This window comes from Marinobacter sp. Arc7-DN-1 (assembly GCF_003441595.1).
Lineage (GTDB): Bacteria > Pseudomonadota > Gammaproteobacteria > Pseudomonadales > Oleiphilaceae > Marinobacter > Marinobacter metalliresistant.
Genome location: NZ_CP031848.1, coordinates 2,588,118 through 2,607,809, shown reverse-complemented (window position 1 = coordinate 2,607,809; position 19,692 = coordinate 2,588,118). Strand labels below are relative to the sequence as shown.

Below are 19,692 nucleotides of genomic sequence, written 5' to 3'. Positions count from 1 at the left end.
GGAAACCGCTATGACTTGGCAGGCCTCCTGCGTATTCCTGATTCTATTGTGGCTGACAGGTCTGGCCAGCGCCCCCGTTCAGGCAGCCCCGGTGGCTTTCGAGTGGCTGGAGGCGCCGGCCAATGAGCTGGCGCTGGCTGATGTCCGCGCTGCGCCGTCGGCCAGTTGGCAGCGCTTTGGCGCCAGCGAGGTTTTCAATCGCGGTTTCAGCAATGGCAGTTTCTGGCTTAAGATCGAGGTTCCGCCAGAGCCGGCCAACCGGGTGCTTGAGATTGGCTATCCGCTGCTGGACGAGGTTTCTGTGTACTGGGTGCTCAATGGGGAGCTGATCCAGACTCACCAGACTGGCGACACCCTGCCTTTCAGCAGTCGCCCCATCTATCATCGCAATTTCGTGTTCCTGGTGCCCTCGAATACCCAGCCGGTGACCGCCTTCGTGCGGGTGAAAACCCTGGGATCGGTTCAGATTCCCGTGGCGGTCACGCCTTCGGCCGAGTTTCTGGCCAATGAGCAGTTGTCCTATGGCTGGCAAACGGTGTTTCTGGGCATCATCATCGCGATGGCGCTGTACAACCTGTTCCTGTTCGTTATTGTCCGTCATTCAACCTACCTCTGGTACGTGCTGACGGTCGTTGCCACCGGGCTGGTACAACTGAATTTCCATGGCCTGCTGTTCCAGTGGCTGTGGCCGGATTTACCCGTTATCAACCGCTACTTCACGGTGCCGGCCATCAGCCTTGCCCTGTTTTGTGCCGCCATGTTTACCCTTCGGTTCCTGAACGTCCGCCTCTACAGCCATGCCAGTTACCGGTTTCTGCAACTGGCTCTGGCGGGCGCCGGATTTGCGTTTCTGTTCGGCCTGTTCGGCAGCTACCAGGCGGGAATCGTGCTGATCAGTGTGCTTGCCGCTGTGGTAACACCGGCGGCCTGGCTGATTGGCATGCTGGTCTGGCGCAAAGGCCAGATCCTGGGTGGCTTCTATGTGCTTGCCTGGACGCCGCTGCTGATCGGCCATCTGATTCTGGCCTTAAGCAAGCTGGGTGTCATGCCCCGCAGCTTCATGACCGAGTTCGTGCCCCAGGTGGGAATAGCCCTGGAAGTGATCCTGCTTTCATTCGCCATGGCCTATCGCATCAACCTGGAGCGCCGCCGGAGACACCAGGCTCAGGAACAGGCGCTGGTTATTCAGCAGCAGGCCAACCAGACCCTGGAGTCGCGGGTTCAGGAGCGCACCGAAGAGCTGGAGCGGGCCAACGAGCAGCTCAAGGCTATCAGCCTGACGGATGGCCTGACGCACGTTGCGAACCGACGGCGGTTCGATGAAAAGCTTGCTGACGAATGGAGTCGGGCCCAGCGTCACGGCCATCCGCTGAGTCTGTTGATGCTGGATATCGATCGTTTCAAACGGGTAAATGACGAGCTTGGGCACCTGGTGGGTGACGATTGCCTGACGGAAGTCGCAGCCCTGTGTGCCAGTGAAATCCAAAGATCCGGAGATCTGCTGGCCCGTTATGGCGGTGAGGAATTCAGTATTCTGTTACCGGCAACGCCGGAACAAGGCGCGGTTGAGGTGGCCGAGCGGGTTCGCCAGGCGGTGGCCCGCCATCCGGTGCATTCCAGGGAGCGGGTGGCACCGGTCAGCCTGACCATCAGTGTGGGTGTCGCCTCCCTGGTGCCCACTCCGGGCATGGCAGCCCACGAGCTGATCCGGCAGGCCGATGAGGCGCTGTATGCCGCCAAGGAATCGGGCCGCAACCGGGTAATGGTTGCCCGTGGATTCGGGGCGGCGTCGGTCCCCGGCGCCTGACCAGAGCAGTCAGTTTTTCAGCTTGTAACGCCCAGGCCCGAGGAAAATCACTGCCACCGCTGTGAACAGGAAGAACCCCTGGAGTTCCAGCGCCCAGCCTCCGTTGCGGCCCAGGGTCAGTAATTCGTTGGTATGCACAAGCACAATTGCCACCAGCATATTGAACACGATCAGCAGGGCGCCAATGCGGGTCTGGTAGCCCAGAATCACCATTAGCGGGGCAATGATTTCACCCACGAAAACCCCGTAAGCCAGGAAGCTGGGCAGCCCGTGGCTGGCCAGCGCGCCTTCAATGAAACCAACACCGTTGAGCAGTTTGGCAATACCGTGGAACAGTATCAGGCCGCCCAGGGTCAGGCGGATAATCAGTTTTCCCAGATCAGCGTTTTCGAGCAAGGTGTGGGTCTCCAGTGTACTGTTGATGGTCGCCGCATCACGGCAGGCCACGGCAGAGCACTCAAAACCTGTCAGGACAGGCCGGAACCGAGGGAGAATCGAATGTGGTTCCTTACCAGCAGATTTTCCCAGTAATGCCGCATCCAGTCCCAGGCGGCGTTGTTGACCTGTTCGACGAAGGGGTCGAGGTTGAGCTCGTAATAGTCCGGCGTGCCGGCTATCTGCAACACGGTCACGGTTATGGAGTCGTCCAGTTCATTGGCAAAAGGCTCGCCAATCAGCTGGTGAGCGAGCAGGTTAGCACGAGTCGCCTCCATATCCACCAGTTTGCTGGTCCGGGTGCACCGGTTGTTTTCATACATTTCTTCCATCAGCCGGTGGCACAGATAGGCCCGGATCAGCAGGCCATCGAGGCCGTCATAACGCACCAACAGGGCTGAGGGCTGGGTGAAGTAACGGATGGCGGCACTGACAAACGGTTCAAACAGATCGGCTTTGCCGGCCTCACGGGCACAGGCTTCGACGCATTCAATCAGTCTCGGTGCCAACTCTACGTATTCAACCACAAACTGGAACAGACAGGTGGCCGGCTGGTAGCCCTCGATAGTGACGGCAGAGGGCAACGCGGCAACCTTCGCATGCAGCTGCCGGAGGAAGGTGCCGGAGCGGGCTTCCTTGCGCCGAGCCTGATCAATAATTTCGAGGACTACCTGTGGTGTCATTTCAGGAGATGCCAATGTTTGAACGAATTGAGGTCGCAAGGCGCCTCCCGTTGTTAGTAGCAGTTAGCAACGAGTTCCCGGGCAGGTAAAGAGTAGGGCTGGCTACCCCATCGTGCCTGCCTTTTCTGACAAGTGTAGCCGAGATTCGGCCAACTGCTTTTCCGGCATTGTGAAAATACACAGTCGTAATGTTACAGATTGAACTCCGGTCACTGGCTCTCAAACCATCGTCCGTTTCGGGTATGAGAGCGGCACAGCTACCCATACTGAGACTCGGGGCTATCGAGGAGCCCTGGCACGGCGGCGTCCACCAGCCCCAGCAGGGGAACGGTGAGGTTGGTGAGCATCAATGGTCAGGCCAGCACCCAGAGACGCCGGTTGGTTACCGGAAGGTTAAATAACATATTCGTTTTAATTCTTAAAAATTATCAGTTAGATTTTTTGGGTTTAGCCGATTTTTTAGTCTTTTCTTGATCTGTGTCTATACTCGGAACTGATGTATCCGTAAGTAGGCTTCCACTCTGGTTTTTCCGGTGTATGCGAGCGCCAGTCAGGCCAGAGGGGTAACGCAAAATCCGACAAGAATAACACTCTGTGGAGACACAGTATGCGCGTGCACGCTCAGCGGGCAGGTGCCCTTTTAGGCGGTCTGATGTTCCCCGCCTGGTCCATGGCGGACTGGACACTGAACATGACCCCGGGGGTGACCGGCACCAGTAACGAGATTTTTGACCTTCACATGACCATACTCTGGATCTGCGTCGTCATCGGCGTGGTGGTATTCGGTGTCATGTTCTGGTCCATCTTCGCCCACAGGAAATCCCAGGGCGCAAAACCTGCCAATTTCCACGAAAACACCCTGGTCGAGATTCTCTGGACCATCATACCCTTTGTGATCCTGGTGGTTATGGCGATTCCTGCCACTGCTACGCTGGTGGACATGTACGACTCCACAAAGTCCGAGGTAGACATCAAGGTCACCGGGTACCAGTGGAAGTGGCAGTATGAGTATATCAACGAGGACTTTGGTTACTTCTCGAACCTGTCCACGCCTATGGACCAGATTGAAAACCGGCAGGTCAAAGGCGAGAACTACCTCCTGGAAGTCGATAACCCCCTGGTGATTCCGGTAGGTAAAAAGGTTCGCTTCCTGCTGACGGCCAACGATGTGATCCACTCCTGGTGGGTGCCGGATTTTGGCGTGAAGAAAGATGCCATTCCCGGCTTCATCAACGAAACCTGGACCCGGGTGGACGAGCCGGGCATCTACCGTGGCCAGTGCACCGAACTTTGTGGCAAAAACCACGGCTTCATGCCCGTGGTGGTCAAGGCTGTTCCTCAGGAAGAGTACGCGGCCTGGGTGGCCGAGCAGAAGGAGGCAGCCGAGCAAGAGCGTGAGCTGACCCAGAAAGACTGGACCATGGCTGAGCTGATGGAGCGGGGCGAAAAGGCTTATCAAACTGCTTGTGCCGCCTGTCATCAGGCCGATGGCAGTGGTGCACCGCCGGCGTTCCCGGCGTTGAAAGGCAGCAAAATAGCCACAGAAGATATGGCAGCGCACATCGACATCGTTGTGAATGGTAAATCCGGCACCGCGATGCAGGCCTTTGGGAATCAATTGAGCGAGGTGGACCTGGCCGCAGTCATTACCTATGAGCGGAATGCCTGGGGTAACAGTACCGGCGAGATGGTCACACCAAAAGAGATCTTTGATTACAAGAACCAGCAGTAATCAACGCCAGATAACAGATATCACCAGCCACAATAAATGGCGGTAACGGGGGTTTTCATGAGTGCGGTTGCAGATACCCACGCCCAGGATCATCATCACGGCCCGGCTAAAGGCATCAGCCGCTGGCTGCTGACCACAAACCACAAGGATATCGGGACAATGTACCTGATATTCAGCTTCACCATGTTCCTGCTGGGCGGAACTATGGCCATGGTCATTCGCGCCGAACTGTTCCAGCCCGGTCTGCAGATTGTGCAGCCGGAATTCTTCAACCAGATGACCACCATGCACGGTCTGATCATGGTCTTTGGCGCCGTCATGCCGGCCTTTGTGGGGCTGGCGAACTGGATGCTTCCGTTGATGATCGGCGCGCCGGACATGGCGCTGCCACGGATGAACAACTGGAGCTTCTGGCTGCTGCCCTGCGCCTTCCTGATCCTGGTCTCCACCCTGTTCATGGAAGGTGGCGCGCCCAACTTTGGCTGGACTTTCTACGCGCCCCTGTCGACCACTTACGGGCCGCCAAGCACCACCTTCTTCATCTTTGCCGTCCATATCATGGGTATTTCCTCGATCATGGGTGCCATCAATGTGATTGCCACCATCCTGAACCTTCGAGCCCCGGGCATGACCCTGATGAAAATGCCCCTGTTCGTCTGGACCTGGCTGATCACCGCGTTCCTGCTTATCGCAGTAATGCCGGTGCTGGCCGGTGTGGTGACCATGATGCTGATGGACATCAACTTCGGCACCAGCTTCTTTGATGCCTCCGGCGGCGGTGATCCCGTTCTGTTCCAGCATGTGTTCTGGTTCTTCGGCCACCCCGAGGTCTATATCATGATCCTGCCGGCGTTCGGGGCGGTGTCCCACATCATTCCGGCCTTCTCCCGCAAGCCCCTGTTCGGCTATGCCTCCATGGTGTATGCGGTCGGTGCCATTGCCCTGCTGTCGTTCGTGGTCTGGGCGCACCACATGTTTACGGTGGGCATTCCCATTACCGGCCAGGTGTTCTTCATGTACGCCACCATGCTGATCGCCGTCCCCACCGGGGTGAAGGTGTTCAACTGGGTAGCCACCATGTTCCGGGGTTCGCTCAGTTTTGAGGCGCCCATGCTGTTTGCGGTGGCCTTCGTGATCCTGTTCACCATCGGCGGTTTTTCAGGTCTTATGCTGGCGATTGCGCCGGCTGATTTCCAGTATCACGATACTTACTTCGTGGTTGCCCATTTCCACTATGTGCTGGTGCCGGGCGCGATCTTCGGAATCTTCGCCTCTGCGTATTTCTGGCTGCCCAAGTGGACCGGCCACATGTACGACGAAACCCTCGCCAAAACCCATTTCTGGCTGTCATTCATCGGCATGAACCTTGCCTTCTTCCCCATGCACTTCCTTGGGCTGGCGGGCATGCCTCGGCGGATTCCGGATTACGCGTTGCAGTTTGCGGATTTCAACATGGTGTCCAGCATTGGTGCCTTCATGTTTGGCGCTACCCAGATCCTGTTCCTGTTCATTGTGGTCAAGTGTGTCCGGGGCGGTGAGAGAGCGGCTGCCAAGCCCTGGGACGGCGCTCAGGGCCTGGAATGGACGGTGCCGTCGCCTCCGCCCTACCACACCTTCGCGACACCGCCGGAAGTGAAATAGGGATGTGAAGACGCACTCGCTCCAGGACAAAAACAACTAACAACGAATAAGCCATCGGAGACTGTCATGGCGGAAAACCAGAGCTATTACGTTCCGGAACAGAGCAAATGGCCGATCATTGCCACGGTTGGCCTCGGGGTAACCCTCTATGGCGCCGCGTCCATCATGGTCAATGCGCAAAAGGGTGAGAGCTCCACCGGCGCCTGGATCATGTTCCTGATTGGCGCGATGATTATGGCCTACATACTGTTCGGCTGGTTTGGCAACGTGATCCGGGAGAGCCGGGCGGGGCTCTATAGCCCGCAGATGGATCGGTCATTCCGCTGGGGAATGAGTTGGTTTATCTTTTCCGAGGTCATGTTTTTCGCGGCCTTTTTTGGCGCTCTGTTCTATGTGCGGGTGTTCGCCGTGCCGTGGCTGGGCGGTGAGGGGGACCGGGGCAGCTCAAATATGCTCTGGGAGGGATTCCAGGCAACCTGGCCGCTGATTCAGACTCCTAATCCCGAAGCCTATCCGCCGCCAGAGGCCATCATCGGCCCCTGGGGCCTGCCACTGGTAAACACCATTCTGCTGGTGACTTCTTCGTTCACCATCACCGTTGCCCATCATGCGCTGAAAGCAGGCAACCGCACCAAGGTCAAGATCTGGATGATTGCCACGATTCTGCTGGCTATCGGCTTCCTGGTCCTGCAGGCCGAGGAGTACATGCACGCCTACCAGGATCTGAACCTGACTCTGGAGTCTGGCATCTACGGCAGCACCTTCTTCCTATTGACCGGCTTTCACGGTGCCCATGTGACACTGGGAACACTGATGCTTTTCATCATGCTGATGCGTATCAACAAGGGCCATTTCACGGCGGACAGTCACTTCGGTTTCGAGGCCGCGGCCTGGTACTGGCATTTTGTGGATGTGGTGTGGCTGGGTTTGTTCGTGTTTGTCTACATCATTTGATGTACAGGGTCAGGGAGTCGGATTCAATGTCAGGCTCCCTTGCCAGAGCGCAATAAGAATCACCGCCAGGAGCAGTATGCTAAGCGTGACCCGAACCGCCAGGGAATTCACCACCCGATTGGTTTTACCACCATCCTTGATGAGAAAGAACAGGCCACTGAACAGGCTCACGACTACGGCAAGCATCAACACAACGATAACGGCCTTGAGCATGGAACTTCCTGTTTTTATTGGTGTTGTGAATATACAGTCCGGAACGTCTTCCGGGCTCGATGAGGTCACTATAGCAGAGCATGTCTGATTCGCAGCGCCAACGCCGTCACTGGCAATTCGATTGGCGGTTGCTGGTATTCAGTGGGGTCTTCCTGCCGGTTCTGATCAGCTTGGGTGTCTGGCAGCTCAACCGGGCAGCGGAGAAACAGCTACTGCTGGATCAGTGGCAACAGGAGGCTGTAAACCTGGACTGGCCAGACATGGTGGCTCTGGATCTGAGCAATGGCCGGCCTGTGACCCTGACCGGTCTTTACGGAAACCGGAACTGGCTGCTGGATAACCGGACCCGGGATGGTGTGCCAGGGTATGAGGTTCTCACCGTGTTTCGCCCGGTTTCGGGTCCGCCGGTGGTGGTCAATCGCGGCTGGGTGCAAGCGCCCCGGACCCGGGACCAGCTTCCGGAGGTTGACCCGCCGGATGGTGTTTTCACGTTACAGGGGCGGATCAGCGATTACCCGGTGCCGCCGGTTCTTGGTGATCAACCCCCGGCAACCGGCCCCTGGCCCCGGCGCGTGCAAAGCCTCTCCAAAGAGGCGGCCCGAGCCGAAATCCCGGAGCTTCCCGGCAGGATCGTTCGCCTTTCCGGCGACCATCAGCCTGGAGCCTACCGGGCCGACTGGAAGCCGGATCTGATGGGACCGCAAACCCATTACGGATATGCCACGCAATGGTTTGCGCTGGCTGTGGCGCTGACTATATTGACTATAGTGGCAAGTTACCGAAAGACAGGAGCCAATAATGACAATGACGATGGCTAACCGGATATCCGACCAGGAGCAGAATGAAGGCCCCACCCCGGAACAGGCCCGTCGTGGCCGTCGGACCGCACTCCTTCTGTTCGTACTGGGTTTTGGCCCGATCATTGTTGCCACCATCATGTTCTACACCGGCTGGCTGAACCCGGCCGGCCACACCAACAACGGGGTTCTTCTCCAGCCGGTCGTGCCGGTTTCAACCCTTAATGTTGAAACTTCATCCGGGACACCACTGAGCGAACGCTTTGGCCCGGACAAGGCCGATCCTGACTGGATGATGATTGTGGCGGCCGGGCAGTGTGGCAGCCAGTGTGAGGAACTGCTCTACCTTGCCAGGCAGGTCAACATTGCCCTTGGCAAGAATGCCAGCCGGGTATCGCGGGCAACGGTACTGGGCAGCGTACCGGCCGATCTGCAGGCCCGCTGGCCACAGGAATACAGTTCAATGGAGCGGCTGGTTCCAGCCGCCGGCACTCAGCCTGCCTGGCCCGCCGGCATCGATCCGGAAGCGGAGCCCCGTATCCTGTTGGTGGACCCCTTCGGCAACATCTTGATGCATTACGGTTCCGAGCACACGGGTAAGGACATGCTCGAGGATCTCAAACATCTGCTCAAACTGTCGCAGATTGGTTAATGGTCAGAGCCGGAGAGTCAGCCTTGAATCAGTCGTACCTTTCACCATCACCCGCGGCCCGGGTTATGGCCAGATGGGCAACCCTTGCTGTTTTGCTGGCCGTTGTGGTGATCATGCTCGGCGCCTGGACCCGACTGGTGCATGCCGGGCTTGGCTGTCCCGACTGGCCAGGCTGTTATGGGTTTCTGACGGTTCCCCAGAGTGACTCGAGCATCGCCATCGCCAACGCGCGTTTCCCGGAAACGCCGGTGGATGTCGAGAAGGGATGGCCGGAGATGATTCACCGCTATGCCGCCGGTACCCTCGGACTGGTGGTCTTTGGTCTGGCCGCCTGTGCGGTTCGCCACCGGCGTAGCGGCGTGCCGGTGAAACTGCCTTTGTTCATTGCGGGTTTCATTATTCTGCAGGGTGCCTTTGGCATGTGGACGGTGACTCTGAAGCTGTGGCCCCAGGTGGTGGCCTTGCACCTGTTGGGAGGATTTACCACCCTCAGTCTGCTTACTCTCCTTACCTTGCGGCTACGGAAACGGGCGAAAGGCGAGGAGACTCGGGAGCACCCCCGCCACGCCGGAGTGTTAGCAGGTTTCCGCCCCTGGCTTTATGGCGGGCTTGTGCTGGTGGTGATGCAGATTGCCTTCGGTGCCTGGACAGCCGCCAATTACGCCGCCGTGGCCTGTACCGATCTGCCCACCTGCCAGGGCCAGTGGTGGCCCGGGGGTATGGATTTTCGCCACGGCTTTGATGTTAGCCAGCATGTCGGCCCCAACTATCTCGGCGGCCAGCTGACTGCCGACGGGCGGGTAGCGATTCACGTGACACATCGCTTGGGAGCTGTGGTCGTGCTGGTTTACCTTGCGACATTGCTGGCCCTGATGTGGCGCCGACGGGGGAACACCGGCCTGGACAATGCCATTCGACTGGTGGCCGTAGTGCTGGGTGTCCAGGTCCTGCTGGGGCTGGCCAACGTCCTGTTCCATATTCCCTTGTCTGTTGCCGTCGCCCATAACGCCATGGGCGCCGGACTGCTCCTGTCAGTCATTCATCTGATCTGGCGGCATCAGCTGTTACCGAAAGCGCACACCGCGGCAGCAACACACACAACAACAATGAACCAGGAGGTTACGGCATGAGCGAGCAAGTGGAAGCGCTGCCGGCCCAGGCAATTGCGAGCGAATCCAGAACACCCATTTCGTGGCGTGACTACCTGGAGCTGACCAAGCTCCGGGTGGTTGCGCTGATGATCCTCACATCGGTGATCGGCATGTTGCTGGCTGCGCCGGGGGTGCCTGGCTGGGGCGTTCTGGTGTGGGGTAACCTGGGTATTGCGTTGTTGGCCGGTGCCGCGGCGGTGGTCAACCATGTGGTGGACCAGAAGATTGACACGGTCATGGCCCGCACCCGCAAGCGTCCGGTGGCCACAGGCAAGATCTCACCCCTGGACGCCATCCTGTTCGCGACCATTCTTGCCGGTATTGGCATGGCCGTACTGATGTGGCAGGTGAATCACCTGACAGCCTGGCTGACCCTGGCCTCCCTGGTGGGCTATGCGGGCGTGTATACCCTGTTCCTGAAGCGGGCCACGCCCCAGAATATCACCATTGGCGGCCTGGCCGGCGCCATGCCGCCACTGCTGGGCTGGACCGCGGTTACCGGCCAGGTGGAAGGCCACGCCCTGCTCCTGGTGCTGATCATCTTTGCCTGGACGCCACCGCATTTCTGGGCCCTGGCGATCCACCGCAAGGAGGAATACGCCAAGGCGGGTATTCCCATGCTGCCGGTAACCCATGGCAACAAGTTCACCGAGCTCCACATCCTGTTGTATACCCTGATGCTGCTGGCGGTCAGCCTGCTACCTTTTGTCACAGGCATGTCCGGCGGCATCTACCTGGTGGGCGCCCTGGCCCTTGGCCTGCGCTTCCTGCAGTACGCCGTCCGGCTCCTGAAGGGCGATGACCGGCGGGTCGCTCTGAATACCTTCAAGTATTCCATCACTTACCTGATGGCCCTGTTTGTGGTATTGCTTGTGGATCATTTTGTGTTTTTCTGAAGTAGACACCGTGCGGGCGCAGGCGGGAAGGGCTTTCCGAAACACGCTGTGAATACGTCCGTGTACGCTCGGCTCCGCCATCCCTGGCTCCGCACGGTTTCGGAAAGCCCTTCCCGCCTGCTCGATTGGTCACCGAATTGGATTCAGCATGAACAGCTCTATTCGCCTTACCCTTTTCTGCCTCCTGTTAATTGTGGTTTTGATCTTCGGGCTTGTCGTGGGACGGCAGGTGTTCCTGATCGGCAGCCAGGAACCGATCCCCGCACCGGAACTGACCGAGCTCAATACCTATGTATATGACCAGCCGCGGCAATTGGCCGAGTTCACATTGACTAATGAAAACGGCGAGACGGTGACCCGGGAGAGCCTGAAGGGGCGCTGGATCTTTGCTTTTGTGGGCTATACCAACTGCCCCGATATCTGCCCGGCGGCGATGGCGAATCTGCGCCGTACCGATCAGCTTCTGTCGAATGAGCTGCCTCAGCCCAACTATCTGCTGGTCAGTGCTGACCCGGAACATGACACTCCCGAGAAGCTCCGGGAGTACACCGACTTCTTTGGCGAGCACTTTCATGGCCTGACCGGGGATCTGGAAACCCTGCGTGCGCTGGCCAAAAGCCTGAGCGCGGTGTTCGTGCACCGAGAGGTGGATGGCGAGTTGCTGGTGGACCACAGCGGCCATTTCGCCTTGCTGAACCCGGATGGTGAACTTGCTGCGGTGATTCAGCCGCCTCATAATCCCGAACAGCTGGCCGAAGCCTTCGAGCGTATTTACCAGTGGGCGAAGGCCAATCGTGGCCGGGCCCGTTCCTGACGCTGTTCAAACCCTGGTCGCCGCCGTAAAACCGAAGTCCGGAATCCCATGTTCCCTATCGATGCCATCCTTCCAGAGCTGAAAAACGCCCTGGAACAGACCAGTACTGCTCTTTTGCAGGCGCCACCCGGTGCCGGCAAGACCACCCGTGTTCCCCTCGCCCTGCTGGATGCACCCTGGCGGCGTGATGGCAAGATCCTGATGCTGGAACCGCGTCGCCTTGCGGCCAGGTCCGCAGCCCGGTTTATGGCAAAACAGCTGAATGAGAAGCCCGGCCAGACCGTCGGTTACCGAACCCGGCTGGATACAAGGGTGTCGGCGGTCACCCGCATTGAAGTGGTCACCGAGGGTATCCTGACCCGGTTGATCCAGGCCGATCCGATGCTGGAAGATTATGCGGCCGTCATTTTTGACGAGTTTCATGAGCGCTCCCTGCAGGCGGATCTCGGCTTGGCCCTGGTCCGGGAATCCCAGCAGGCGCTGCGCGAGGACTTGCGGCTATTGGTAATGTCGGCCACGCTGGATACCGCCCCGATTGCCAGGGTGCTCGGGGATGTGCCGGTAATCTCCAGTGAAGGCCGGGCCTTCCCAGTGGAGGTGTTGTATCGGCCGCTGGCCCGCAATGCCCGGGTGGTGGATCAGGTGGTGGCAGTCATTCAGGAAGCAGCACTGGCGGATCAGACCGGATCCGTGCTGGTGTTTCTTCCGGGTGCCGGGGAAATCCGGCGTGTGGAGCAACAGCTTCGGGGCACGCTGGCGGAGAAGGTGCGTGTCGCGCCCCTCTACGGCAACCTGAAATCGGAGCAACAGGATCAGGCCATCTCGCCGGCGCCGGAAGGCCAGCGTAAAGTCGTGCTGGCCACGGCCATTGCCGAAACCAGTCTGACCATCGAAGGTGTCAGAGTGGTGATTGACACCGGCCAGCAGCGTCGGGCGGTATTTGACCCCAACAGTGGTATGACCCGCTTGGTGACCGGCCGGGTGTCCCGGGCCTCCGCGGAACAGAGAAAAGGACGGGCGGGACGGGTAGAGCCCGGAATGTGTTACCGGTTGTGGAGTGAATCGGAGCAGTTCGGGCTGGCGGAGTACACGCCGCCAGAGATTCTGGAGGCCGATCTCGCGCCGCTCGTCCTGGAACTCGCCCAGTGGGGTGCCCGTGAGGCCGCCGGCGTTGCGTGGATCGATGAACCGCCGCGGGCCCACTGGCAGCAGGCTGTGGCCCTACTGCAATGGCTGGACATGCTGGATGCGGATGGCGCCATTACCGATCATGGCAAGGCCGCCCGGGAGCTGGGTATTCACCCCCGCCTGGCCCATATGGTGTTGCGCGGAAGAGAGCTCGGTCTAGAGGTGCCTGCTGCGGAACTGGCCGCTTTGCTGGGGGAGCGTGATCTGCTTGGCCCCGGCGCCGGGGCGGATATGCAGGAGCGTATTCGCGTGCTCCATGGCGAGCGTCGCGATCGTTCGTTGGACCCTGCCCGCCTCAAGGCTGTGCGACAGGCGGCAAAGCGGCTGTGTGGTACTGCTAACCCTGGTGGTCGGGAAATGCCCACAGAAACCGACATCGGACGTTTACTGGCCCAGGCCTATCCGGACCGCGTTGCTCGCCGGCGATCAGGCACGGCGCCGAGGTATCAGCTCAGCAATGGCAAAGGGGCGGTCCTGAGAGAGGATGATCCTCTCGCCAGACACGACTGGCTGGTTGCCGCGGAGCTGGATGGCAAGGCCCGGGAAGCGACCATCTATCTGGCGGCGCCGGTGGATATCCCGGATCTGGAGCAGGATCTGGCCAACCACATTCACGACACCGAAGAGGCACTGTGGGACGATGCCAGGGGCAGGGTGGTGGCCCGGCGCCTCAGGAAACTGGGTGAGCTGGTGCTGCAGGAAAAACCGCTGGCGCAGGTGGATCCGGTGCTGGTCCAGCGGGGTCTGCTCAATGCCATCCGGAAGAAGGGGCTGGAAAGCCTGCCCTGGACGGACGACGGCCACCAATGGTGCGCCCGTGTCCGGTTGCTGGCCGAAACCTTCCCCGATGATGACTGGCCTGATACCAGTGAAGGGGCCTTGCTGGCGAATCTGGAGCAGTGGCTGGGGCCGTTTTTGGCCGGTAAGAGTCGCTGGTCCGATCTGGGCCGTCTGGACCTGTTGAACGCTCTCAACAGCCTTCTGGGTTATCCGGCACAACAACAGCTCCAGGCGCTCGCGCCGGTTGCCCTGACCATCCCCACAGGCCAGCGGGTCAGGCTCGATTATGGCCCGGAGAACGGACCGGTGCTGGCAGCCAAGCTCCAGGCCCTGTTCGGCTGGACTGAAACCCCGCGAGTGGCTGGCGGCCGCGTCCCGGTGGTCATTCATTTACTGTCACCGGCTCAGCGCCCGCTGGCAGTGACCGCCGATCTCGCCAGCTTCTGGCAGAATGTTTACCCGGACGTGCGCAAGGACATGCGTGGTCGTTACCCCAAGCATCCCTGGCCGGACGATCCGTTTACTGCAGAGGCCCAGCAGGGAACGAAAAAACGCCCTGCTCGCTGATTCGCCTCGATGGCAAATAAGCACTTTGAAAAACCTGAAGACCGGGCGGCGGCTGCCTTCGTTTGAAGGGTTGGGTTTAGGGTCGGCTGGAAGCGAGGCCATCTCCACTCGGGAGACGCCTGACTGATGCTTTTGCCCACCACTCAAGAAAACCTGGCTACTGGCAGCGTAGGATTACCCCATAACGCCCGCCATCTGAAGGCTCATATGGGTTATGCGGTGACTAACTCCCAGCCTGCAGGTTCTTCGGGTTACCAGCCTTCAAGTTGGATGCCGTTTTCTTGTAAAAACTGGCCGTGATCGCGGTTGTAGCGCTCCGTAATCTCTCGGTAGTGCTCTCGATGGGTTTCGATTTTTTTCCTTGATACCGCCCCACTTCGATAGCATTCTCACCCCGATTCATAATCCACACCACGACAGTTCCACCTGGCGCCAAACCAAGAACCAAGACGTCTCGCGGACGCTCTGCTATCTTGCCATAGGCTTCAAAGGGAGCGATCTCCTTCATTCTTTCCCCAATCTCATCTGGATTTTCCAGTTGGATCAGAGCCTCATAGGATTGTTGCTCCGCGAACGAGAACCAGCGAATTAAAAACACCTCTGGCATGGTTTGCCAATCCGCCATCGCCCCAAACGGTTTTTCCCAGCAGCAGGACACAATACCAATAGGTGCCCGCCACTCAATGTCTTCGGAGAGGGATTCAATGAAAAACTTGTCAACCCATACATCGTAGTGTTTCGGTGCCACCACACCGATACTTCGATGGGTCCCATTCGGGCCATATTTTTGCCCTTCGGATTCCGTTTGCTCCGAACACCCGACCAGAACCAGAATACAGATACTAATTACCCAACGCTTGATACTCATGGTAGCCTCCATCCATTCACTGGCTCTTATTCGGGTGAATAGCCCGACGACCACCCTTATCGGGCCATGGAATGCCCTCTCGCTCGAAAGCTTTGACCAACCTCCCTTTGTATTCGCCGTACAAAGAGCCTGTTGTGTCGTAGACTTCCCGGCTGACAAAATGCCGGGCGGTTGCGGCTCCACGGCTAAACCCGAACACATCCAGAACCAACTCATCTATTGGTTCGTAAACGGAGCGTTTCAGTTGCACGACGAGGTCTGCGGCGCCTTCCTCGATTTTCCTGAGGATGCCTTGCTCTCCCAGCCCCAACCCCATACTTAGACCATCGTCGGGCTCACCAAATTTAGTGCCCACTCCTGAGACATAAACGGACAGCCGGTGACTCGTCCGAAACGCCCTCGTCAATCAACGCGCCTTTCTGGGCAGCTTTGCGCACAAACTCCTGCGGATCTTTGTCCAGCAACTTTTTTGCTGCTGGCGTGAGCTGGCCTTTGTCATCCAGAGCACCAGCCATGGCAAAATCGACAACCGGCGCGGTATTGGTGGCAACGCCAAGAATCACACGAGAATTACCGCTGACAATTGAACCACCATGACTGGTGGGGCTGCCCAGGTAGGCCACCGGCATACCATCGGCCAACGCCAACGGGTAGCCTTAGGTAATAACTGCACCGCAACCGGTAACATCGCCCACCCGGGCAATGGGTTTACCTTCAACAAGGATGCTGGAGCCGTTCGGCAGGATGGGGGAAGAGCCGTGCCCTTTGATCGGGCAAACGTGCATATCGCCAACGCAGGCGGCAGTCAGATTGCTCATGGTGAGAGTTCCTTTCAGTAAAAAGTAGCTTCCTGGCTACCCGTAATTAAACATAGTTCAAAGCTCGCGATTTTAGCATGGTCGGCACCATATAACTCCCTATCAACGAATGGCTCCAACGTTGTTACGAATCACCCCTGGCCCGACGATTCGCTCACCGCACTGGCCCAGCCGGGTATCAGGAAACGCCCGCCACCGCGTCAGAGGTTCTCGTAGCGGTTGATGTCGAAGATGCCTGCCTGCAACGGCTGGTGTTCCCGATGCCAGGCAGTGATGTCGTGGAGGATGGTCCAGAAGTCCGGGTGCGTGCGGCGTACGCCCCAGACGCTGACCAGCTCGTCGAATGCTTCCTGGGTCTTCAGCCGCCGCAATGTGTTGGTGAACAGGGCCACCTGCGCGGCCGGTACATCAAACATGAAATTGGGATAGCTGCCAATGATGCCTGGATAAATGGTCAGTTTGTCGTCATCCGGCTGATACCGGAAATCCTCACCAAACATGAAGGCAACATTACTGTGGGCGCGGTCCCGGATCACCGTGTAAACGGTACGTTCACCCTTTTCGTTACGTACCCGCAGGAAGCTGACCTCCGGCAGGAAAGTAATCGCCGGCAGGAACTCGGCGCGGGTCGACGCCAGTTGGGACAGCGTCTGGTCGGTGCTGCGAATCCACTCAGGCAGATAAGGGCGACCACAGCTGCTACCACCGCAGCGGTTGATCGGATCGTTCCGTTCGGCGTTCAGGTCGCGAAACGTGAGCAGCAACCTGGCCCCGAGCTCCTCATTGTGGGCGCTGGTGACATAGGGTACCTGGGAGGGGGTGCGGTCATCCATGTCAGCATAGCTGTAACCCAGTTTGAGCTTGCCGGCACCCTGGTACCAGCGTTTCAGCACCCGGTTGCGCTCTCCGGCCGGGATCAGGCGCAGGTAATTCTGCTCAGCACCGTTGCGAATCAGGTCAAAATAGAGCCGGGTCTGGGTCTGGTGGGCGACATTGCCGAAGACATCGAAGTTCACCACCAGTTCGTAGTAGGTGCGCTCAAAGAGTGGGTAGTCCATCCACCAGCTTGTTGTCGGCACCTGGCCAATCAGGCCCCGCTGCACGGAGGCGTTGTTGTGATGGCGGAAAATGGTGAGCAGGGCATTGGTGTTGTAACCGTCACCATCCCAGACCTGGTCCAGCCCGGCGCCATCCGGATAGGCAAGGCTATAAGCGGTCGAGCGCAGTCTGCTGTATTCGTTACGCTTGGCCTTATAGGTGCTCCAGTTATCACCAAAGTCCAGCAGGTCGCTGTCCTGGCCGGGTAGGGCCAGCAACGGCGTTACCCGTTGGCGATAACCGGGATCGGTGACATACAGATCGTCGTCGGGGGCCTGGAACACGGCCCAGAACTGGTCGCGGATCACATCGGTGGCAATCTGCCCACGGCACACTGGCCCGCGAATGAAAGTGCGGGTGAAATACTCGGCGTTGTCCAGCATGAACTGGTAGCGGGCGCGTGCCGGAATGGCGGTGAAGGTGGCAAAGGGATTGGCCCGTTCATCGGCACCATAACCCGGAAGGGTGGCCAGCGGCCAGTCGCGGCCAAAGAATAACTGTTGTGTCCGCTGCCGTTGCTGGGGGCCAAACGCTAAGGTGATGTGGCGTTTGTGGATAATGCTGCCGGCGACCGGGCGCAGCCGATAGTAAAGGGCGCCCCCGGGCGTATCATTGGGACGGCGGGTGGCAATCAGCTCAACGGGCGCGCCGGGCGGCGTGCGCGAGCGAACCAGTTCGAAGAAGCGGGTGTTGGCACCGTCGTCCACAAAATACAGGTGGGCCAGATAGAGGTGTTCGTACAACCAGCGGCTGACCAGTTGCTGGTGGTTTTCTGGCTGATTCAGCCATTGTTCCCACTGCTCGATATGCTGCTGTTCCGCCGGGGTCACCTCAACCTGGTGAGGGTGGATAGCGCCGCCCTGGTTGAGCCAGCCGGCGAGGGTGGCGTATTCGTCGTCGGTGAGGCCGGTCACCGCCAGGGGCATGCCCTCATAGGGATGGTCGTCGGCGTAATCGCCAAACTCCGCGTTGGTCACACACTGGTTGACACGCCCGATACCCAGTTCGATGTCCCCGGGAAGTTTGCTGTTGGGGGCAAACTCGTGCTGCTTGCCCAGGCGGATCATGTTTTCAAACAGACTACGGGTTTTGTTGCCCTGCGCCAGCACCGAGTAAAAGCCCAGATCCCGCCACTGCTGTTCGGTCTGGGCATCGATACCCAGGCGGGTGGTGGCCTGGGTCTGCAGTCTAGCGCTGTTATAGACCGGCTTTGGATGAGCCCCGCGGATCAGGCCGTCGGCGTATTCCATCTTTAGCTGACAGGGGGCGTCGTAGCAGCTATGGCAGGCCAGGCATTTGCGCTCAAGAATGGGTTGGACATCGGCCTCGAAGGCAATCGGTTGCTGCGACGGGGCCGGCAGTATTCGCTTCCCGGTGGATTCCGAGGTGTTTTCGGCACAACCGGCCAGCAGCAACAGGCATACAGCAACCAGAATGGCGGGCATGACCGGACTCCCTGATAATCGATCTGTGGGTGGGGCGGCAACTATAAGAGTTCAAGAGTAAAACCGCCATAATACCGGAGTCCGGTCGATCCGTTTACCGCCGAGGCCCAGCCGGGGGCGAAAAAACGCCCTGCTCGCTGATCCGCAGGCCGACCAGTTGCTGCGGAACGGTTTCAAAATACACGTTGCGCGGGGTTATCCAGTGCCCCTCCGGGGCCTTGAGCTCACTGGCGGGCATTTCCTCAAGGGTGGCCGAATTGTGGCTGGCATCGCTGTTGCGAAAGCTGTCCGCCAGCACCCAGAATGGCTTACCGGCGGCCTGTGCCGCCAGTGCAAGTGGCCCTGTGCCGACCTTGTTCACAAAATAGCCGTCTGTCAGCCAGGTGTCGCACCCGGTGATGACCACATCCGCGCTGGCGACAAACACGCCCATCTGGGCATCCGTAATCAGGGTGACAGGCACCGCCAGGTCATTCAGCGCGCGGGCCAGGATATGCCCCTCAAACCCGGGGCTGCTCTGGGTGCAGATGACGGAAAAGGGCTCACCGGCGTCGGCCAGCGCCCGAAACAGGGCGAGCACCACCGAGCTGGCGCTGTGGGTCATTAACACGGGATTCTCAGGTAACTGGCTTCGCGCGTGTCGGGTGATCGCCATGCCCGCATTTTCGAGTTGTCGGAGGGTGTCCAGAATCGCCTGCCGGGGTCGGTCCGGGGCCTCTGCCCAGCGTTCCCGGACCATGCCAAGGGCGTTGCCAATGACGATCATGCTGGGACGGGCGGCCCGAAGTTCGGATATCAGGCGAGACAGGGTTTCAGCGTCGGGGTTGACGTCATCCAGGTACCAAAGCAGTTCATTGAGCGTGCGACTGGCCAACTGAGTGGCACCGGACTGGTAATCCTCCCGCACACCGGCCAGCAGAGTCTCCGCCTTTGTATCCAGCTCCTGCATACTGTCTGTCCCGGGCATCGTTCAGCTCAAGGGTAGCAGCGGCTGAAGCATTTGTCCGATGGCCCGGTGGAGCCGGCGCCTTGGTGGCCAGTGGCTGTCAGAGAATTTTCACGCCAACTTTCATGCCATTGGCCTGTCGCTTTTCACGGATTACGCATGGGTAGATATGCTCATATCCGGGCCTGAAAAAAAGCCTGATGATCG

19 protein-coding genes are annotated in these 19,692 nt (G+C 59.1%); 10 read left to right on the top strand and 9 right to left on the bottom strand.

Features of this window, described 5'->3' with window-relative positions:
- Positions 1-10: 10 nt before the first annotated feature.
- The gene (locus tag D0851_RS12265; protein WP_205422194.1) at positions 11-1,807 is read left to right on the top strand and encodes a diguanylate cyclase; all 1,797 of its coding nucleotides are present in this window, start codon (positions 11-13) and stop codon (positions 1,805-1,807) included.
- A gap of 9 nt (positions 1,808-1,816) precedes the next feature.
- Here the strand turns inward: D0851_RS12265 and D0851_RS12260 are convergent, their stop codons facing one another.
- Positions 1,817-2,203, bottom strand: a complete 387-nt coding sequence (locus D0851_RS12260; RefSeq protein WP_117620387.1) for a DoxX family protein — start codon at positions 2,201-2,203, stop codon at positions 1,817-1,819.
- A 71-nt stretch (positions 2,204-2,274) separates the two neighbouring features.
- On the bottom strand, positions 2,275-2,925 hold the full coding sequence (locus tag D0851_RS12255; protein WP_117618900.1) for a hypothetical protein: 651 nt from the start codon (positions 2,923-2,925) through the stop codon (positions 2,275-2,277).
- A gap of 607 nt (positions 2,926-3,532) precedes the next feature.
- Here D0851_RS12255 and coxB point away from each other — a divergent pair.
- The 3 genes from coxB to D0851_RS12240 all read left to right on the top strand — a co-directional run bounded on the left by coxB (position 3,533) and on the right by D0851_RS12240 (position 7,252).
- Complete coding sequence (gene coxB, locus D0851_RS12250) at positions 3,533-4,657, top strand: cytochrome c oxidase subunit II (RefSeq protein WP_117618899.1); 1,125 nt, start codon at positions 3,533-3,535, stop codon at positions 4,655-4,657.
- A 57-nt stretch (positions 4,658-4,714) separates the two neighbouring features.
- Positions 4,715-6,298, top strand: coding sequence for a cytochrome c oxidase subunit I (ctaD, locus tag D0851_RS12245; RefSeq protein ID WP_117618898.1), 1,584 nt, complete (start codon positions 4,715-4,717; stop codon positions 6,296-6,298).
- Positions 6,299-6,364: 66 nt separating this feature from the next.
- Complete coding sequence (locus D0851_RS12240; protein WP_117618897.1) at positions 6,365-7,252, top strand: cytochrome c oxidase subunit 3; 888 nt, start codon at positions 6,365-6,367, stop codon at positions 7,250-7,252.
- Positions 7,253-7,261: 9 nt separating this feature from the next.
- Here D0851_RS12240 and D0851_RS12235 read toward each other — a convergent pair whose 3' ends face one another.
- The gene (locus D0851_RS12235; RefSeq protein WP_099618222.1) at positions 7,262-7,465 is read right to left on the bottom strand and encodes a twin transmembrane helix small protein; all 204 of its coding nucleotides are present in this window, start codon (positions 7,463-7,465) and stop codon (positions 7,262-7,264) included.
- Positions 7,466-7,545: 80 nt separating this feature from the next.
- Here D0851_RS12235 and D0851_RS12230 point away from each other — a divergent pair, with 80 nt between their 5' ends.
- The 6 genes from D0851_RS12230 (at position 7,546) to hrpB (ending at position 14,310) form a co-directional block, all read left to right on the top strand.
- Positions 7,546-8,283 (top strand): SURF1 family protein, encoded by a 738-nt coding sequence (locus D0851_RS12230; RefSeq protein WP_117618896.1) that lies wholly within the window; start codon positions 7,546-7,548, stop codon positions 8,281-8,283.
- Entirely contained in the window at positions 8,276-8,914 is a 639-nt protein-coding gene (locus D0851_RS12225; protein ID WP_117618895.1) for a hypothetical protein, read from the top strand. Before D0851_RS12230 ends, D0851_RS12225 begins: the two co-directional genes overlap by 8 nt.
- Positions 8,915-8,979: 65 nt before the next feature.
- Positions 8,980-10,044: a COX15/CtaA family protein gene (locus tag D0851_RS12220; RefSeq protein WP_205422339.1), complete on the top strand. Its 1,065-nt coding sequence runs from the start codon at positions 8,980-8,982 to the stop codon at positions 10,042-10,044.
- Positions 10,041-10,961, top strand: coding sequence for a heme o synthase (cyoE, locus tag D0851_RS12215; RefSeq protein WP_117618893.1), 921 nt, complete (start codon positions 10,041-10,043; stop codon positions 10,959-10,961). Before D0851_RS12220 ends, cyoE begins: the two co-directional genes overlap by 4 nt.
- Positions 10,962-11,109: 148 nt before the next feature.
- Entirely contained in the window at positions 11,110-11,775 is a 666-nt protein-coding gene (locus tag D0851_RS12210; RefSeq protein WP_117618892.1) for an SCO family protein, read from the top strand.
- 48 nt (positions 11,776-11,823) lie between these two features.
- Entirely contained in the window at positions 11,824-14,310 is a 2,487-nt protein-coding gene (gene hrpB, locus D0851_RS12205; RefSeq protein ID WP_117618891.1) for an ATP-dependent helicase HrpB, read from the top strand.
- A 223-nt stretch (positions 14,311-14,533) separates the two neighbouring features.
- On the opposite strand, the gene D0851_RS12200 is transcribed toward hrpB, so the two are convergent.
- The 6 genes from D0851_RS12200 to D0851_RS12185 all read right to left on the bottom strand — a co-directional run bounded on the left by D0851_RS12200 (position 14,534) and on the right by D0851_RS12185 (position 19,488).
- Entirely contained in the window at positions 14,534-15,178 is a 645-nt protein-coding gene (locus tag D0851_RS12200) for a DUF2931 family protein (RefSeq protein WP_162893730.1), read from the bottom strand.
- Between the two features lie 16 nt (positions 15,179-15,194).
- Complete coding sequence (locus D0851_RS20585) at positions 15,195-15,533, bottom strand: DUF2235 domain-containing protein (RefSeq protein ID WP_264756445.1); 339 nt, start codon at positions 15,531-15,533, stop codon at positions 15,195-15,197.
- A complete protein-coding gene (locus tag D0851_RS20580) occupies positions 15,523-15,825 on the bottom strand; it encodes a hypothetical protein (RefSeq protein WP_227539283.1) in 303 nt (100 codons plus the stop codon). Before D0851_RS20580 ends, D0851_RS20585 begins: the two co-directional genes overlap by 11 nt.
- Before the next feature lie 9 nt (positions 15,826-15,834).
- On the bottom strand, positions 15,835-15,996 hold the full coding sequence (locus tag D0851_RS20575) for a PAAR domain-containing protein (protein ID WP_227539282.1): 162 nt from the start codon (positions 15,994-15,996) through the stop codon (positions 15,835-15,837).
- A 200-nt stretch (positions 15,997-16,196) separates the two neighbouring features.
- Positions 16,197-18,539, bottom strand: a complete 2,343-nt coding sequence (locus tag D0851_RS12190) for a fatty acid cis/trans isomerase (RefSeq protein WP_117618889.1) — start codon at positions 18,537-18,539, stop codon at positions 16,197-16,199.
- A gap of 94 nt (positions 18,540-18,633) precedes the next feature.
- Positions 18,634-19,488, bottom strand: a complete 855-nt coding sequence (locus tag D0851_RS12185) for a translation initiation factor eIF-2B (RefSeq protein WP_117618888.1) — start codon at positions 19,486-19,488, stop codon at positions 18,634-18,636.
- Between the last annotated feature and the right edge of the window lie 204 nt (positions 19,489-19,692).

Bases quoted from the DNA above. Each gene is read 5' to 3' on its own strand.
- D0851_RS12240 (WP_117618897.1), top strand. From the start codon at position 6,365: ATGGCGGAAAACCAGAGCTATTACGTTCCGGAACAGAGCAAATGGCCG.
- coxB (WP_117618899.1), top strand. From the start codon at position 3,533: ATGCGCGTGCACGCTCAGCGGGCAGGTGCCCTTTTAGGCGGTCTGATG.
- D0851_RS12200 (WP_162893730.1), bottom strand. From the start codon at position 15,178: ATGAGTATCAAGCGTTGGGTAATTAGTATCTGTATTCTGGTTCTGGTC.
- D0851_RS12210 (WP_117618892.1), top strand. From the start codon at position 11,110: ATGAACAGCTCTATTCGCCTTACCCTTTTCTGCCTCCTGTTAATTGTG.
- hrpB (WP_117618891.1), top strand. From the start codon at position 11,824: ATGTTCCCTATCGATGCCATCCTTCCAGAGCTGAAAAACGCCCTGGAA.
- D0851_RS12265 (WP_205422194.1), top strand. From the start codon at position 11: ATGACTTGGCAGGCCTCCTGCGTATTCCTGATTCTATTGTGGCTGACA.
- D0851_RS12220 (WP_205422339.1), top strand. From the start codon at position 8,980: ATGGCCAGATGGGCAACCCTTGCTGTTTTGCTGGCCGTTGTGGTGATC.
- D0851_RS12230 (WP_117618896.1), top strand. From the start codon at position 7,546: ATGTCTGATTCGCAGCGCCAACGCCGTCACTGGCAATTCGATTGGCGG.
- D0851_RS20575 (WP_227539282.1), bottom strand. From the start codon at position 15,996: ATGAGCAATCTGACTGCCGCCTGCGTTGGCGATATGCACGTTTGCCCG.
- D0851_RS12225 (WP_117618895.1), top strand. From the start codon at position 8,276: ATGGCTAACCGGATATCCGACCAGGAGCAGAATGAAGGCCCCACCCCG.
- cyoE (WP_117618893.1), top strand. From the start codon at position 10,041: ATGAGCGAGCAAGTGGAAGCGCTGCCGGCCCAGGCAATTGCGAGCGAA.
- D0851_RS12255 (WP_117618900.1), bottom strand. From the start codon at position 2,925: ATGACACCACAGGTAGTCCTCGAAATTATTGATCAGGCTCGGCGCAAG.
- D0851_RS12235 (WP_099618222.1), bottom strand. From the start codon at position 7,465: ATGCTCAAGGCCGTTATCGTTGTGTTGATGCTTGCCGTAGTCGTGAGC.
- D0851_RS12190 (WP_117618889.1), bottom strand. From the start codon at position 18,539: ATGCCCGCCATTCTGGTTGCTGTATGCCTGTTGCTGCTGGCCGGTTGT.
- ctaD (WP_117618898.1), top strand. From the start codon at position 4,715: ATGAGTGCGGTTGCAGATACCCACGCCCAGGATCATCATCACGGCCCG.
- D0851_RS12185 (WP_117618888.1), bottom strand. From the start codon at position 19,488: ATGCAGGAGCTGGATACAAAGGCGGAGACTCTGCTGGCCGGTGTGCGG.